This window comes from Rathayibacter sp. PhB152, assembly GCF_003751395.1.
Lineage (GTDB): Bacteria > Actinomycetota > Actinomycetes > Actinomycetales > Microbacteriaceae > Rathayibacter > Rathayibacter festucae.
Genome location: NZ_RJUT01000013.1, coordinates 23,509 through 37,313, shown reverse-complemented (window position 1 = coordinate 37,313; position 13,805 = coordinate 23,509). Strand labels below are relative to the sequence as shown.

Sequence of the window (13,805 nt, the reverse complement as noted above, 5' to 3'; positions counted from 1 at the left end):
ACAACACCGCGATCTGACCCCGCTCACCCGCATCCAACCGACGACCCGGCATGCAACCACCCCTCCGTTGCAACAACCGTATGAAACCGCCCCCCGCAGCCGCCCGAGCCTCGGCAGCCGTCGGCGTCAGATGTTCAGGCGGTTGAAGATCGGGGACGGCAGCAGGCGGATGACCGTCATGATGACGCGCCACTTGGCCGGGGCGTAGGCGACCGCGCGGCCGGAGGCCATGGCGGCGGCGACGTCCTTCGCGACGGAGTCGACCGGGGCCAGCGAGGCGCCGCTCTGCTTGAGCGAGGCGGTCATCGGGGTGTCGGTCGGGCCGGGCTTGATCAGCACGACGGACAGGCGCGAGCCGGCCAGGCGGTGCTGCAGGCCCTGGGCGAAGCGCTCGACGAGGCCCTTGGCGGAGCCGTAGACGTAGTTGGTCTTGCGGCCCCGGTCACCGGCGACGGAGCCGATCACGCCGATGCTGCCGGAGGTCAGCGCGTTCGCGTACGCCTCCATCCAGAGGGCCACCGAGACCCCGGTGACGACGAGCACGTCGCGGGCGACGGCGAGGTCGGCGGACGCCTCGTCCTGGGTCGTCATCGCGCCGTGGGCGATCAGCACGGTGTCGGGGGCGCCGCCCTCGAGCGAGGTCGCGACGACCGAGGAGATCGCGGCGGGGTCGGTGAGGTCGACAGCGGCCACCGACAGCGCGGCCGCGGGGAAGCGCACCCGCAGATCCGTCGCCAGCGCCTCCAGTCGGCCGGCGTCGCGCCCGACCAGCAGAGCCGAGCGCGCGCCCGTGCCCAGCCACAGCCGCAGCGTGTGCTCGGCGATGGCGGAGGTCGCTCCGACCACGACGATCTTGGAGGGGGTACCAGTGCTCACGTCAGCTCCCGAGGACTCGGCGCGAGAAGCCGGAGGAGATCCCCGGGTCGCGCTGGAGGGTGAATTCGGCGAGGCGCGGGAAGCCGGCCTCGAACATCTCGCGCGTCATGCGCGCGTCCTTCGCCGGGTACAGCCGGCCGCCTGCTGCGAGCACCAGCGCGTCGAGGCGCTCGAACAGCGGCAGCGCGACGGGCGTGTTCGGGAAGTCGAGCGCGAAGCAGACCCCGGGCGCCGGGAAGCTCAGCAGGCCCGGCGACTCCAGCGCGCCGAAGGTCTTCAGCACGCCGAGGAAGGAGCCGGTGCCCGAGGCCGCGATCAGCGCGAGCATCTCGCGGGTCGTCTCGAGCGCCCCCTCCCACGGCACGGTGCTCTGGTACTGGTAGAAGCCGCGCGGGCCGTACATCGTGTTCCAGCCCTCGATCGCGTCGAGCGGGTAGTTGAACTGCTCGTAGTGCTGCACGGAGCGGCGGGCGCGGGTCGCCTTCAGGCGGTAGTAGGCGCGGTTGAGCAGCGGCAGCGTGGCGCGGTTGACCACCGAGAGCGGGAAGGCGAAGGGCACCTTCAGCGAGCCCGGCCGGGTCTCCGGCAGCTCCGGGGCGGCCGTGCTGTCCGCGCGCGAGTAGACCCCGCGGCGCCCGCCGCCCGTGGTCACGTCGATCCAGGCGACGGTGTGCTCGAAGACGTCCATCGACTCGTGCACGAGATCGAGGTAGCCGTCGAGCGTCTGGAAGGGCACGTCCTCGCTGACGAGCCACGGCCCGGGGACACGGGCGAGCCCGAGCTCGACCTCGACGATCAGCCCGGTGAGCCCGAGGCCGCCGATCGTCGCCTGGAACAGCTCGACGTTCTCGGTCGGCGTGCAGCGCGAGGACGACCCGTCGCTGCGCAGGAGCGTGAAGGAGCGCACATGCCGGCCGATCGTGCCCGCGGAGGCGTGGTTCTTGCCGTGCACGTCGTTCGCGATCGCGCCGGCGAGGGTGACGTTCTTCGTCCCGGGGGTGACCGGCAGCATCCAGCCGCGCGGCGCGAAGACGGCCTGCACGTCGCGCAGCAGCACGCCCGGCTCGGCCCGCAGCACGCCGGTCTCCTCATCGAAGGCGAGCAGGCGGTCGAAGCCGCTGAAGTCCCAGATCCGGCCGCCGCCGTTGAGGGCGACGTCGCCGTAGCTGCGGCCGAGCCCGTAGGCGATCCCGCTGTCGCCCGCGGCCAGCGCGGCCTGCGCCTGCTCGATGCTCGTGATCCGGGTGACGCGGTGCTCGTCGCGCGAGAGCAGGCCCCAGGAGGAGACGGGGGTGGTCATGCGGGCTCCTCTCGCGGGCCGGAGAACGTGACGTTCTTGTCGAGGTGGTACTTGGCGACGTAGCCGATGGCCAGGCCGATGACGGCCCCGGTGTAGCGGGCCAGGTCGGTGCCGAAGAGGTAGTCGAAGCCGAACTCGAAGCCCCAGAAGATCAGGGTCGTCACGCCGCTCATCACGCCGTAGAGGAGGAACGTCCTCAGCCCGTGCGCCGCATTCATCGTCTCGTGCTTGAAGATGAAGCGCTTGTCGAGCACGTACTTGGCGATCACCCCCGTCAGGGTGCCCGCGAGCACGGCGGCGACGGTGGCCCACTCCGCGTCGACGGCGAGCTCGACGAGCATCTGAGTGCCCAGATTCACCGCCGTTGCAAGGATCGCGAAGACGACGTACAGCGCGGCCGTCCGCATGCGCTTCCCTCCGTGGTGCTCCGGTCGTGAGCGCTGCGGATCCGGGTGGATGGGAGCGCGTTCACCCCCGATTGTAGGTTGGGCCCGCGTCACCCCGATCCCGCCCGATCCGGCCGTTCCTGGCCCCGTTCCCCCGAGAGGGAGACGTCGTGAACACCGCCCGCGCACTCGTCGCCGCCATGCGTCCGCGCCAATGGCTGAAGAACGTCCTGGTGCTGGCCGCTCCGGTCGCCGCCGCACGCATCCTCGAGCCCGAGATCCTCGTCGCGACCGTCATCGGGGTGATCGCGTTCAGCCTCGCCTCCTCCGGCGGCTACCTGCTGAACGACCTCCTCGACGTCGAGTCGGACCGCGTGCACCCGAAGAAGCGCTTCCGCGCGATCGCCTCGGGCGCGCTGCCGCTGAAGGTCGCCTGGCCGGCCGCGTTCGTGCTGATGATCGTGCCGGTGCTGGTGACCTTCCTCCTCGGCTTCACCTGGTTCGCGGCGACGCTCGCGGCCTACCTGGTGATGCAGATCTCGTACTGCCTCTGGCTCAAGCACGAGCCGGTCATCGACATCCTGATCGTGGCGGGCGGCTTCGTGCTCCGCGCGATCTCGGGCGCGGCCATCGCGGACATCCCGCTGACGCAGTGGTTCCTGCTCGCGGTGTCCTCGGGCTCGCTGTTCATGGTCGCGGGCAAGCGCTACTCCGAGAAGCTGCAGAGCGAGGGCAGGGAGGAGAGCCACACCCGCTCGACCCTCAAGGTCTACACGCCGGGCTATCTGCGCTTCATCTGGTCGGTCGCCGCGTCGCTGACGATGATCTCCTACGCGCTGTGGGCACTGTTCATCAACGGCGAGAACTCGCTCTGGTCGATGGCGTCGGTGGTGCCCTTCGGTGCGGCGCTCTTCCTCTACGCCCTCGACATCGAGCGCGGGCGGGCGTCGGCGCCGGAGGACATCGTGCTCGGCAACCTGCGGCTGCTGGTCTGCGGCGCGCTCTGGGCGGGGCTGTTCGTCGTCGCGATCATGACGCGGACGACCACGGGCTGAGGTCGCGGGTCGGGCGTCGGGCCGGGTCCGCCGCGGGATCGACGTCGTCGACGCCCTCGACCACCTCGCCGGGCTTCTCGGGGACCGCGAGCCCCTTCTCGGTGATCTCGTCGAGCAGGCCCGCGAGCTCGCGCTGGTCCTCCGGCACGTCGACCCCGCGGATCCCGGTGGCGAGGATGAGCAGCGGCAGGGTGCTGCCCTGGATCAGCAGCGTCCCAGCGATCTTCTCGCCTCGTTGAACGTCCGCGACTGCTGTGTCGTGTCCTCGGTGGGACCACCTCGGCCCCCGCACTACAGGAGGCATCATGCTCAAGCGAATCGCGACCACTGTGACGACTGCGGCGTTCGCCGCCGTCCTTCTCGCCGGATGCTCGACGGCCGCCGGCTCGGCCGCCTCGTCGGAAGCGCCGGCCGACAGCCCCTCCGCCACCGCGATGGCCTCCGCCACCGCGACCGCCTCCGCTGAGACGGCGGCTCTCACGACGGCGTCCTCGCCGCTGGGCGAGATCATCACGGACGAGACCGGCTCCACCGTCTACACGTTCATGAAGGACACGCAGAACTCGGGCAGCAGCAGCTGCTACGACGAGTGCGCCACGACCTGGCCGGCCGTGTCGGCGTCCAGCACGACCGCCGCGGACGGGATCACCGGAGAGGTCGGCTCGATCACGCGCACCGACGGGACGACCCAGCTGACCGTCGACGGATGGCCGGTCTACCGGTTCGCGAAGGACACCGCGCCGGGCCAGGTCAACGGGCAGGGTGTGAAGGACGCCTGGTACGTCCTCCTCCCTGACGGCACGATGAACAAGGAAGCCGCGGCCATGAGCACCGCCACCCCGGCGTCCTGATGCGACGGCGACCCGTCCCCGCGGGCAGCGAAGCGCATCGCCCGGGCGGGTCGCCGGTTCTCGACAGGCAAGGACGGAGAGGGATGACCGGCAGTGATCGCAGCAACCGTGATGAGGGAGCGCGCCGTGGCGCTTCGAGGCGGTGAGCGTTGTGCCCCGCCCCGTCGATGAGCTCCTGGCGGCGCTGTACGAGAGTCACGGCCCGGCGTTGCGGCGCTTCGTGCAGAACCTCACTCGGAACGCGGCGCTGACGGAGGACGTCGTGCAGGAGACGATGGTCCGGGCCTGGCAGCGCCCGCAGGTCCTCGAACGCGACGCCGACGCCGCGCGCGCGTGGCTGTTCACCGTCGCCCGCAACCTCGTCATCGACGACGCCCGCTCCGCTCGGAGCCGACGCGAAGTGCCGGCGAAGGACGAGGACGGCGGCGGCGCCGTCCCCGATCGCACCGACGCGGTCCTGGACAGCATCCTCGTCGCCGACGCTCTCGCATCGCTGTCGGTGGAGCATCGTCGGATCGTGGTGGACGCGTACTTCCTCGGACACACCGTCCCCGAGATCGCCCGCCGGCACTCCATCCCCGAGGGAACAGCGAAATCCCGATTGCACTACGGACTGCGCGGACTGCGACTGGCTCTGCAGGAAAGGGGCGTCACCCGATGAACGACCACCACGGAAGCTCTGCGACGGAGGACGAGTACCGCGACTGGGACGCGTCCTACGTCCTCGGCGCTCTCCCCGCGGATCAGCGGCTCGAGTACGAGCAGCACCTCAGCGGCTGCGCGGCCTGCCGCGCGGCCGTGGCAGAACTGGCAGGACTGCCCGGCATCGTCGGTCGCCTCTCCGTCGAGGACGCTCTCGCCATCAGCGCATCGGACGACGGCGAGGACGCGCCGCCCTCCCTGGTGACGCTGCCCGCCATCGCCCACCGCGTCCGGACGCGCCGACGTCGGCGCCGGCTGGTGACGTCCCTCGCCGTCGCGGCCGCCGTCACCGCCTCCGTCTTCGGAGGCGTCGCTCTCGGCACGGGCATCGCGGGCGCTCCCGTGGCGAGCGAGGCGACCCTCGAACCGATGGACCCGATCGCGGCCGATCCCGCTCTCGCTGCGGACATCGAGGTCGAGGGGAAGCCGTGGGGCACCCGGCTGGAGTGGAGCTGCACCTACAGTGGTGATGCGCCCGCCGACGCGGAGTACGAACTCGTGATCACCCGCACAGACGGCAGCACGATCACCGTCGCCACCTGGACGGCGGCCGGGCAGCGCGCCGTCGACCTGGCGGCGTCCACGGGCATCGCCCGGTCGGAGATCACCGGTGTCGACATCAGGGTCCGCGGCGCGAACACCCCCCTCGTCCGCACCGACACCTGAGACACCATCCACCCGCAGGAGTCACCGACACTGCCCGCGGTGCCGCGGACACCGGACAGGAGCAGACCATGAGCACCGAAGCCACGCCGCTGCACATCACCCGCGAGGGCCCGAGAACCTTCATCGGCCGCAACGTGCGAGGAGCCGAGGTCCGCATAGGCGGGTCGGACGCCGACGGCGTGTTCTCGCCCGGCGAGCTGCTGCACCTCGCCCTCGCCGCCTGCGGCATGCTCTCCTCGGACCACCTCCTCGCCAGCCGGCTCGGAGCCGACTTCGAAGCGACCACCGACATCACCGCGACCAAGCCCGAGGGCGAGGACCGCTACGACTCCATCATCGCCGTGATCCGCGCCGACCTGTCGGCGCTGGATCCCGAGCGGATCGCCTCACTGTCCGAGCGCACCCACCGGGCGGTCGACCGTCAGTGCACCGTCGGCCACACGCTCGAGCACGGCGCGGCGTACACCGTCGACATCGTGGACGACCAGGCCGGTCCCGTCAGCGGTCCGCGGACCGGGACCGTCTGAGATCAGCGCCTCATCGGTCACGAGGACCGGTGCCGACCGAGCCGCGGACGTCTGCCTTCAGTGCCGTCAGTCTGCGAGTCGCCGACCGGATCCGAGACGATTCGCGAGGCGGAGCGCGTTCACGGAGCGGAGGTGCTGGTCGGCGCGATGACGTCCGTTGGCCGGTGAGGGGTGCGGTGCCGCGAGGACGGGGACGACACGGGGATCATCGTGCAGGGTCAGGTATCGCATGACCCCGTCGAGCGCCACGGTCCCGTAGGTGACGACGGCGTCGAGCGCGGGCAGCAGCTCCAGCAGCTCACCGAGCGCGAGCCTGCCCTGCTCGATGTCCGCGGGGCGGACGCGGCCAGGGATCTCCCACGGGATGAGGTTCCATCGGAGGTAGTGGTCGCGGGAGAGTCCGGACTCGATGCGGGCCGCCCGGAACGCGGCGGCGGTGGGCCCGAGGTTGTCCTCACTGCAGACGGCAGCGGATCCCGCGGCGATCGTCCGAGGGCCGGGTGACTGCATCAGCACCAGGACGCGACTGGCGGTGCCGCCGGAGCGGGGATCGAAGCCCGGAACGAAGCGTCCGGTCGCGTCCGCGGTACTCCGCCAGGTCTCGGCGAGGGCGTTCAGGGTTCGGATGTCCACGATGATCCTCGATCCCGGTCAGGCCGGTCGCGGTGGTGCGAGCAGGGTGCCGCGGATCACGGAACCGTGGAAGGTGCGGGCGGCGACGAAGATCCACGCGGCGACCAGGCCGACGTAGTAGAGCACGGCGAGGCCGGCGACGACCGTGAGACCGGAGTGCAGGGCGAGGCCGTTCAGTCCGGTGACGCAGGTGCCGACGGGGAACGTGAACGACCACCACGTCAGGCTGAACGGCAGGTGCTCCTTCGCGGTGCGGAGGGTGATCGCGAGGGCGATGACGGTCCAGAGCAGTGCGAAGCCGAGCATCGCGAAGCCGTACACCAGAGCCACGACCAGCAGCGCACGCGCCGTGCCGGCGTCGACGACGGTGGGCGCGTTCGAGGCGAGCAGATTCACAGCGGTGATCGACTGTCCGACCGGACCGAGGACGATCCACAGCGTCGGCACCATCCCCGCTGCTCCGACCTTGTGCTGCGCGAGCCGGTTCCAGATCAGGGTGATCACCACCAGCGACGCGACCAGGCTGAGGCCGAAGAAGCCGTAGCAGGACCACAGGAGCGTCTCCCGCGCCTGCCCGGCGGGCGCGTACGGCAGCAGCAGTGCGCCGGTGGAAGCGGACACCATCGGCGGAACGATCGGCATCAGCCAGCCGCCGAACGCCGAATCGGGCTTGTTCTCGTGCCGGGTGAACGCGAGGTAGGGCACCAGGACCGCCGTCACCAGCCCGCCGAGAGTCCCCGCACCCCAGAGCACCCAGTCGATGGTGACAGCGGCGGGCAGGCCGATCCAGTCCTTGCCGAGGAGGAGGGTTCCCGCGCCGACGGTGAGGAACGCCATCGGCGGCGCGCCGTAGAAGTGCGAGAGGACCGGATTCAGGTGGTGCCTCATCGCTGTACCGCGGTAGCGGACCCAGTGCAGCCCGGTCGCGACCGTCAGCGCGACGAGCAGCAGTGCGGCGATCGCCCAGACGACGGTGGCCCCGGTACGCAGTCCGGGGAACTGGAGTGGCAGGGACGCGGCGGCGACCGCGACGATGCCGGTGCCCATGATCGACGCGAACCAGTTCGGCGTCAGGTTCGACACGATCAGTCCCGGATGCTCCAGCTCCCGGAACAAGCGCCTCGACCGCGGAGGATGCCCGATCGAGGAAGATGCGCGGGCGGGGGAGAGAGTTGTCATGACTCCAGCCTGAGCATCGCCGTCCCCAGCCGATACAGCGATCGTGTTGGCGGGGCACAATGAGTGCTTGTGGCGACGCGGCGATTGACGGACCGGATCCTGGATCTCGACACGCTGGAGGTGCTCGAACGCATCGCCGAGGCGGGCTCGCTCTCCCGCGCCGCCGAAGACCTCGGCGTCACCCAGCAGGCCGTTTCGGCGCGTCTGCGGGTCGCGGAGCGCGCCATCGGGCAGCCGCTCGTGCGCCGCTCTCCGACCGGGTCCCTGATGACCGACGCGGGCCGGCTCGTGCTCGAGCTGGCCGGCCCGGTCCTCGAGGCGTCCCGCCGCCTCGAGGCGGGCGCGGCAGCACTGCGACAGCCGACCGGCTCACTGGTTCTCGCGGCGTCGCAGACCATCGCCGAGCTGCTGCTCCCCCGCTGGCTCCTCGAATTCCGACAGCGCACACCCGAGGTGAGTGTGCAGCTGATCGCCGGCAATTCAGCCACGGTCACCGAGCTCGTGCGATCCGGTGCGGCGCAGCTCGGATTCGTCGAGACACCGGCGTCCACGGCCACGCTCTCCTCTCACGTGGTCACGGAGGACGAACTCGCTGTCGTCGTCGCACCGGACCACCCCTGGGCACGCGCGGCGAGTATCAGCGCCGAGGACTTGGCCGGGACCGCACTGCTGACACGAGAGGAAGGCTCCGGCACCCGGACGACCCTCGAAGCATGGCTCCACGACGCCGGGCTCGCACCCACGACTCCCGCCGCGATCCTGGAGACGACGGCGATCATCCGAGCGAACGCCCGCGCCGGCATCGCGCCCGCTGTCATGAGCATCCTCACCGTCGAAGCAGATCTCGCCGCGCGCTCACTGATACGAGTGCCCCTCCGCGGACCAGCACTCGTGCGACCCCTCCGCGCGATCTGGTCCGATCGCATCGGGTCGTCCGCGGCGGCGTTCCTGGAGATCGCGCACGAGATGCGCTGACCGGTGCACGGCCGGGCCGGGCCGGGCCGAACCGGAGTGGTCACCTCTGCACACGGCGGCACGGACGTCACTTCGCGGTGATGGCGAAGAGCCCGCCGATGCCGACGGAGTAGAGCGCGAGCACGATCAACGAGTCGACTCCCATGCCGGCGATGCGGCGGGTGGGTCGGAAGATCAGTCCGACGACGTAGACGAGGGTGAGCAGGGCGGCGAGAGCGGTGAGGTAGATGTCGGACGAGTTCGCCTGCGGGAGGACTGCGGTGCCGGAGAGGACGGTGGCGACGAGGAACAGGACGGGGAGGAAGGCGTTGCCGCCGAAGATGTCGCTGATGGCGAGGTTGTCGTCGCCCTGCTTGATGGCTTGCAGCCCGGTCGAGATCTCGGGGAGGGAGGTGGCGAGAGCGAGCACGGTGGCTCCGAACAGCACCCCTGAGAGACCGAGCTGCGAGGATGCCGCGTCACCGGCGCGCTCGAGCACGACACCGGCGAGGAGGGTCGCCGCGGCGGAGATCGTGAACACGATGGTCGCCTTGCGTGTGCTCATCGGGTGCGTCTTCTTCTTCGCGGGGGATGCCGTCGCGTCGGGGGCCCGCCCGTCCTCGTGCCAGGGGAGGTGCTTGCCGGAGCGCTGCACGAGCAGCAGCCCCACGACCCAGAGGCCGGCGATGAGGACGACGTCCGGGGTCAGGCGCAGCACTTCCAGTCCGGAGGGCAGCTGGCTGCCGGCGATGACGACGGCGAGCACCGCGACGACCACGAGCCCCTCGAGCACGAGTGTGAGGGACGCGGCACGGTAGGTGAGCGGCTTCGCACCCTTTCCGCGCTTGCCGAACAGGTCGAGGACGACGAGGACCACGGTCTGCAGTGCGATGCCGCCGAGGATGTTGCCGACCGCGACGTCCAGGTTCCCGGAGAGCGCGGCGGACACGGTGATCGCGATCTCCGGCAGGTTCGTCGCGACGGCGAGGACGATCAGACCGCCCAGCGCACTCCCCAGGTGCAGACGCGCGTCCAGAACGTCCGTCGCCTTCGACAACTGGATGCCGGCGACCCACACCACTGCGGCGGCGGCGAGGAAGATGACGACGAGAACAACGAGAGGCAGACCATCCATGCACTGAGTGAACCGCGCCGACGACGATTCGAGACCCCCTTGCGCCTGGGCTGCTTCTCACCGTCAGCACCGGCCGGTCCTCATGATCCCCCTCTCCCCGGTCGATGATTCGGAGCCGCTGCCCTGGTCCTGACCGAGGCGCGGGGGTAGGCTGACGGCAGTGGCGATGGATCCCGCCCGGGCGTGAGCCCGAACTGCCGCCGAGGCTGATGGTTCCTACCTTCTCGATCAGAGACCAGGTAGGTGACCCGTGCCCGCGCATCCCCCGCTCGTCCTCGTGCGCCACGGTGAGAGCACCGGCAACGCCGACGGTCTCTTCTGCGGCGTCCTCGACGTCCCCCTCACCGACCTCGGACGTGACGAAGCGCGACAGGCCGCGACGCTGCTGAGGGACGCATCGATCGACCCCGATCTGATCCTCACGTCGACCCTGCAACGCTCCACCGAATCGGCCCGGATCATCGTCGGCGCCCTTCCAGGGCGGTCGCGGATCGTCACGGCCCAGTGGCGGCTGAACGAGCGCGACTACGGAGCGCTCACCGGCCTGTCGAAAAGCGCCGTCAGAGCCCGGTACGGGGCCGACGCCTTCCTGGAGTGGCGCCGGTCGATGGACGTCCGCCCGCCTGCTCTGTCCCCCGCCGCCTTCGCGCAGCTGCACAGGTCTGCGGCGTTCCGTGGGCAGCCGGCCGAGGCGATGACGGAGGCGGAGTCGTTGCGCGACGTCGTCCACCGACTGCAGCCGCTCCTCGAGGAGCGCATCGTGCCCGCCCTCGAGGAGGGCGAGACGGTGCTCATCGTCGCGCACGGCAACTCCCTGCGCGCGCTGCGCGCCCTTCTCGAGGACCTCGGCGATGCCGCGGTCCGCGATCTGAACATCCCGACCGGTCAGCCGTACCTGTACGACACCGGGCCGTCCGGGACACCGATCTCGAGGAGCGGACGCTACCTCGACCCCGCAAGAGCCGACCGGGCGGCGATCACGCTCGCCCACGAAGGAGGAACCTGATGAACGCCTACATCAGCCACACCCGCACCAGCATCCACGGATCGGGCGAGTACGTCGCCCACCCCGCCGGACACCCGCTGGTCATCACCGACGTCGCCGCACGGCAGATCCTCGACTCCCGCGGCTTCCCGACCGTCGCTGTCACCCTGCGTCTGGACGACGACACCGTCCTGGACGCCTCCGCCCCCGCGGGCGCCTCGACCGGCGCGTTCGAAGCGGTCGAGCTGCGCGACGGCGGCCCCGCGTTCGGCGGACGCGGAGTCCGCTCCGCTGTCGCGGCCGTCGACGGCGAGATCCGCGCCCTCCTGCTCGAGCACTCCTGGACCTCGCTTCGCGAGATCGACGAAGCGCTGCGAGCACTGGATGGAACCGCGAACCTCGCCCGCCTCGGAGCGAACTCCGTCGTCGCCGTCTCCATCGCGGCCGCCCGCGCCTTCGCAGCGCGCACCGGCCTGCCCCTGCACCGGTGGATCGCCGATCACACCGGGGCGACCGCCTCCCTGCCCGTCCCGCACTTCAACGTCATCAACGGCGGCGCGCACGCCGCGAACGGCCTCGACTTCCAAGAGTTCATGATCGCCCCCGTCTCCGCCGGCACCGAGGAGGAGGCCGTGCAGGTCGGCGCCGAGATCTATCACGCCCTCGCCGCCCGCGTCCGCACCGCCTACGGCACCTCCGGGCTCGGCGACGAGGGCGGCTTCGCGCCCCCCATCGACCGGCCCGAGGACGCCCTGGACCTCCTCGTCGCAGCGATCACCGACGCCGGATACCAGCCCGGCACCGGTGACATCGCGATCGCGATGGATCCCGCCGCGAACGGCTTCTTCCACGGCGACGGCCACTACACCGTCGCCGGCACCGACCTCGACCGCGACGCACTCGCCCGCTACTACGAGAAGCTGATCGCCGACTACCCGATCCGCAGCATCGAGGACGGCTTCGCCGAGGACGACCACGAGGGCTGGGCCCTCCTCGCCCACACCATCAGCGACCGGGTGCAGCTCGTGGGAGACGACCTCTACGTCACCGACGCCGACCGCATCCGCGACGGAGCCCGCAACGGCTACTCCAACGCCGCACTCATCAAGCCCAACCAGATCGGCACCATCACCGGCACCCTCGACGCGATCGCGGCCGCGCACGACGCCGGCATGCGCTGCATGGTCTCCCACCGCTCCGGCGAGACCCTCGACACCTTCATCGCCGACCTCTCGGTGGGAACCGGAGTCGGGCAGATCAAATCCGGCGCCCCCGCGCGCGGTGAGAGGGTCGCGAAGTACAACCGCCTCGTCGACATCGAGCACCTCGACCCCGCGCTGCACTACGGCCTCACCCACTGACCCGCCCCCTCCCGAAAGGCCCCACTCCTCGTGACCGATGACCTCCACCGTCACCGCCCCCCGGACCCCGACCCCGAGCTGCCGGTCGACAGCGACCTCGACGTCGACGACGCCCCCGACGGGACGCCACGACCCGTGCACCTGCGCCTGCGGTACCTCCTCCTCGTCGCCGCCGGCGGCACGGTCGGGACCGGGGCGCGGGAGGGCCTGACCCTCGCGTCCCCCGCCGGTCCTGCCTTCGACACCGTCGTCTTCGCCATCAACATCGTCGGCGCGCTCCTGCTCGGCGTGCTCCTGGAGGGCCTCGCCAGAGCCGGCAGCGACGAGGGCCGACGCCGCACCGCACGACTGCTGCTCGGTACCGGAGCGCTCGGAGGCTTCACCACCTACAGCACCCTCGCCACCGACACCGCCCACCTGGTCACCACAGGACACCCCGCACCCGCCGCCCTCTACGCGCTCGGCACCGTCCTCCTCGGTGCCCTCGCGTCCTGGACAGGGATCGCCCTCGCCGCAGCACTCCACCGGCGACGCACGCAGAGGAAGGTGCCGGCATGACACCAGCACTGTTCCTCGCACTCTCCCTCGCCGGTGGAATCGGAGCCGCGACACGGCTCCTCCTCGACGGGCTCATCAAAGCCCGCACCGGCGGCGCCTACCCCTGGGGCACCACCGTCATCAACGTCACCGGATCACTCCTCCTCGGCCTGGTCACCGGCCTCGCACTCGCAGGCATCGCCCCCGAATCGTGGCGACTCGTCCTCGGCACCGGCTTCCTCGGCGGCTACACCACCTTCTCCACCGCCAGCCTCGAAACCGTGCGCCTCCTCGCCGAAGGACGCCGCCTCGCCTCCGTCACCAACGCCCTCGGCATGCTCCTCCTCAGCGTCATCGCCGCAGCGACAGGACTCTGGCTCGGAGGCGCGCGATGAGCATCATCGATGGCCGCGAGAGCGGGAGCGGTTCTCTTCCTCGACGCTGATGACGGCGGCGATGCCGAGCTCCATCAGAGCGTCCTGCGGGCGGCGTCGGGCATCGGCGGTCTCGATTCGGGGAGGGGGAGGCGCCTGTCCGTGCGCGGGCGCTCGCGCGCGCGGTCGAGGCCGGACGGAGAGTCTGCGCTCGTGTCCGGCCTCGGCCTAGAGGGTTGCGGGTGGCGGGTGCGTGGCTCCGCGACCCGATCTCCTGGGAAGAG

At 70.8% G+C, this 13,805-nt stretch carries 17 protein-coding genes and 1 riboswitch; of the genes, 10 read left to right on the top strand and 7 right to left on the bottom strand.

Features of this window, described 5'->3' with window-relative positions:
• Positions 1-126 precede the first annotated feature (126 nt).
• Genes EDF36_RS20660 through EDF36_RS20650 form a run of 3 tightly spaced genes read right to left on the bottom strand, consistent with a single transcriptional unit; the run spans position 127 to position 2,583 of the window.
• Positions 127-876: an SDR family NAD(P)-dependent oxidoreductase gene (locus EDF36_RS20660; RefSeq protein ID WP_123706073.1), complete on the bottom strand. Its 750-nt coding sequence runs from the start codon at positions 874-876 to the stop codon at positions 127-129.
• Position 877: 1 nt separating this feature from the next.
• Positions 878-2,176, bottom strand: coding sequence for an FAD-binding oxidoreductase (locus EDF36_RS20655; RefSeq protein ID WP_123734457.1), 1,299 nt, complete (start codon positions 2,174-2,176; stop codon positions 878-880).
• Complete coding sequence (locus EDF36_RS20650) at positions 2,173-2,583, bottom strand: GtrA family protein (protein WP_123706071.1); 411 nt, start codon at positions 2,581-2,583, stop codon at positions 2,173-2,175. Before EDF36_RS20650 ends, EDF36_RS20655 begins: the two co-directional genes overlap by 4 nt.
• Positions 2,584-2,732: 149 nt before the next feature.
• On the opposite strand from EDF36_RS20650, the gene EDF36_RS20645 reads away from it, so the two are divergent.
• Positions 2,733-3,617 carry a decaprenyl-phosphate phosphoribosyltransferase gene (locus EDF36_RS20645; RefSeq protein ID WP_123734456.1) on the top strand — a complete coding sequence of 295 codons (885 nt, stop codon included), beginning with the start codon at positions 2,733-2,735 and terminating at the stop codon, positions 3,615-3,617.
• Here the strand turns inward: EDF36_RS20645 and EDF36_RS20640 are convergent.
• The gene (locus tag EDF36_RS20640) at positions 3,592-3,924 is read right to left on the bottom strand and encodes a hypothetical protein (RefSeq protein WP_148060112.1); all 333 of its coding nucleotides are present in this window, start codon (positions 3,922-3,924) and stop codon (positions 3,592-3,594) included. The genes EDF36_RS20645 and EDF36_RS20640 overlap by 26 nt on opposite strands.
• Here EDF36_RS20640 and EDF36_RS20635 point away from each other — a divergent pair.
• From EDF36_RS20635 to EDF36_RS20620, 4 genes are all read left to right on the top strand, one after another.
• Complete coding sequence (locus EDF36_RS20635; protein WP_123734454.1) at positions 3,923-4,468, top strand: hypothetical protein; 546 nt, start codon at positions 3,923-3,925, stop codon at positions 4,466-4,468. The two genes, EDF36_RS20640 and EDF36_RS20635, sit on opposite strands and share 2 nt — an antisense overlap.
• A gap of 151 nt (positions 4,469-4,619) precedes the next feature.
• Positions 4,620-5,129 carry a sigma-70 family RNA polymerase sigma factor gene (locus tag EDF36_RS20630; RefSeq protein ID WP_056045897.1) on the top strand — a complete coding sequence of 170 codons (510 nt, stop codon included), beginning with the start codon at positions 4,620-4,622 and terminating at the stop codon, positions 5,127-5,129.
• Complete coding sequence (locus tag EDF36_RS20625; protein ID WP_123734452.1) at positions 5,126-5,836, top strand: anti-sigma factor; 711 nt, start codon at positions 5,126-5,128, stop codon at positions 5,834-5,836. The genes EDF36_RS20630 and EDF36_RS20625 overlap by 4 nt, the downstream gene beginning before the upstream one ends.
• Before the next feature lie 68 nt (positions 5,837-5,904).
• Positions 5,905-6,363 (top strand): OsmC family protein, encoded by a 459-nt coding sequence (locus tag EDF36_RS20620; RefSeq protein WP_123734451.1) that lies wholly within the window; start codon positions 5,905-5,907, stop codon positions 6,361-6,363.
• Between the two features lie 66 nt (positions 6,364-6,429).
• Here EDF36_RS20620 and EDF36_RS20615 read toward each other — a convergent pair whose 3' ends face one another.
• Positions 6,430-6,996, bottom strand: a complete 567-nt coding sequence (locus EDF36_RS20615) for a uracil-DNA glycosylase family protein (RefSeq protein ID WP_243581425.1) — start codon at positions 6,994-6,996, stop codon at positions 6,430-6,432.
• A gap of 18 nt (positions 6,997-7,014) precedes the next feature.
• Positions 7,015-8,079, bottom strand: a complete 1,065-nt coding sequence (locus EDF36_RS20610; RefSeq protein WP_243646315.1) for a TDT family transporter — start codon at positions 8,077-8,079, stop codon at positions 7,015-7,017.
• Between the two features lie 165 nt (positions 8,080-8,244).
• Here EDF36_RS20610 and EDF36_RS20605 point away from each other — a divergent pair, with 165 nt between their 5' ends.
• A complete protein-coding gene (locus EDF36_RS20605; RefSeq protein WP_123706064.1) occupies positions 8,245-9,150 on the top strand; it encodes a LysR family transcriptional regulator in 906 nt (301 codons plus the stop codon).
• A gap of 67 nt (positions 9,151-9,217) precedes the next feature.
• On the opposite strand, the gene EDF36_RS20600 is transcribed toward EDF36_RS20605, so the two are convergent.
• The gene (locus tag EDF36_RS20600) at positions 9,218-10,264 is read right to left on the bottom strand and encodes a sodium:calcium antiporter (RefSeq protein WP_123734448.1); all 1,047 of its coding nucleotides are present in this window, start codon (positions 10,262-10,264) and stop codon (positions 9,218-9,220) included.
• Positions 10,265-10,417: 153 nt separating this feature from the next.
• Positions 10,418-10,490, top strand: a riboswitch (Fluoride riboswitch).
• 24 nt (positions 10,491-10,514) lie between these two features.
• Between EDF36_RS20600 and EDF36_RS20595 the strand changes: the two genes are divergently transcribed.
• Genes EDF36_RS20595 through crcB form a run of 4 tightly spaced genes read left to right on the top strand, consistent with a single transcriptional unit; the run spans position 10,515 to position 13,542 of the window.
• Positions 10,515-11,270, top strand: coding sequence for a 2,3-diphosphoglycerate-dependent phosphoglycerate mutase (locus tag EDF36_RS20595; protein WP_123734447.1), 756 nt, complete (start codon positions 10,515-10,517; stop codon positions 11,268-11,270).
• Positions 11,270-12,610: a phosphopyruvate hydratase gene (gene eno, locus EDF36_RS20590; protein WP_123734446.1), complete on the top strand. Its 1,341-nt coding sequence runs from the start codon at positions 11,270-11,272 to the stop codon at positions 12,608-12,610. The genes EDF36_RS20595 and eno overlap by 1 nt, the downstream gene beginning before the upstream one ends.
• 30 nt (positions 12,611-12,640) lie before the next feature.
• Positions 12,641-13,168, top strand: coding sequence for a CrcB family protein (locus tag EDF36_RS20585; protein ID WP_260300832.1), 528 nt, complete (start codon positions 12,641-12,643; stop codon positions 13,166-13,168).
• Entirely contained in the window at positions 13,165-13,542 is a 378-nt protein-coding gene (gene crcB / locus EDF36_RS20580) for a fluoride efflux transporter CrcB (protein ID WP_123734445.1), read from the top strand. The genes EDF36_RS20585 and crcB overlap by 4 nt, the downstream gene beginning before the upstream one ends.
• Positions 13,543-13,805: the final 263 nt, after the last annotated feature.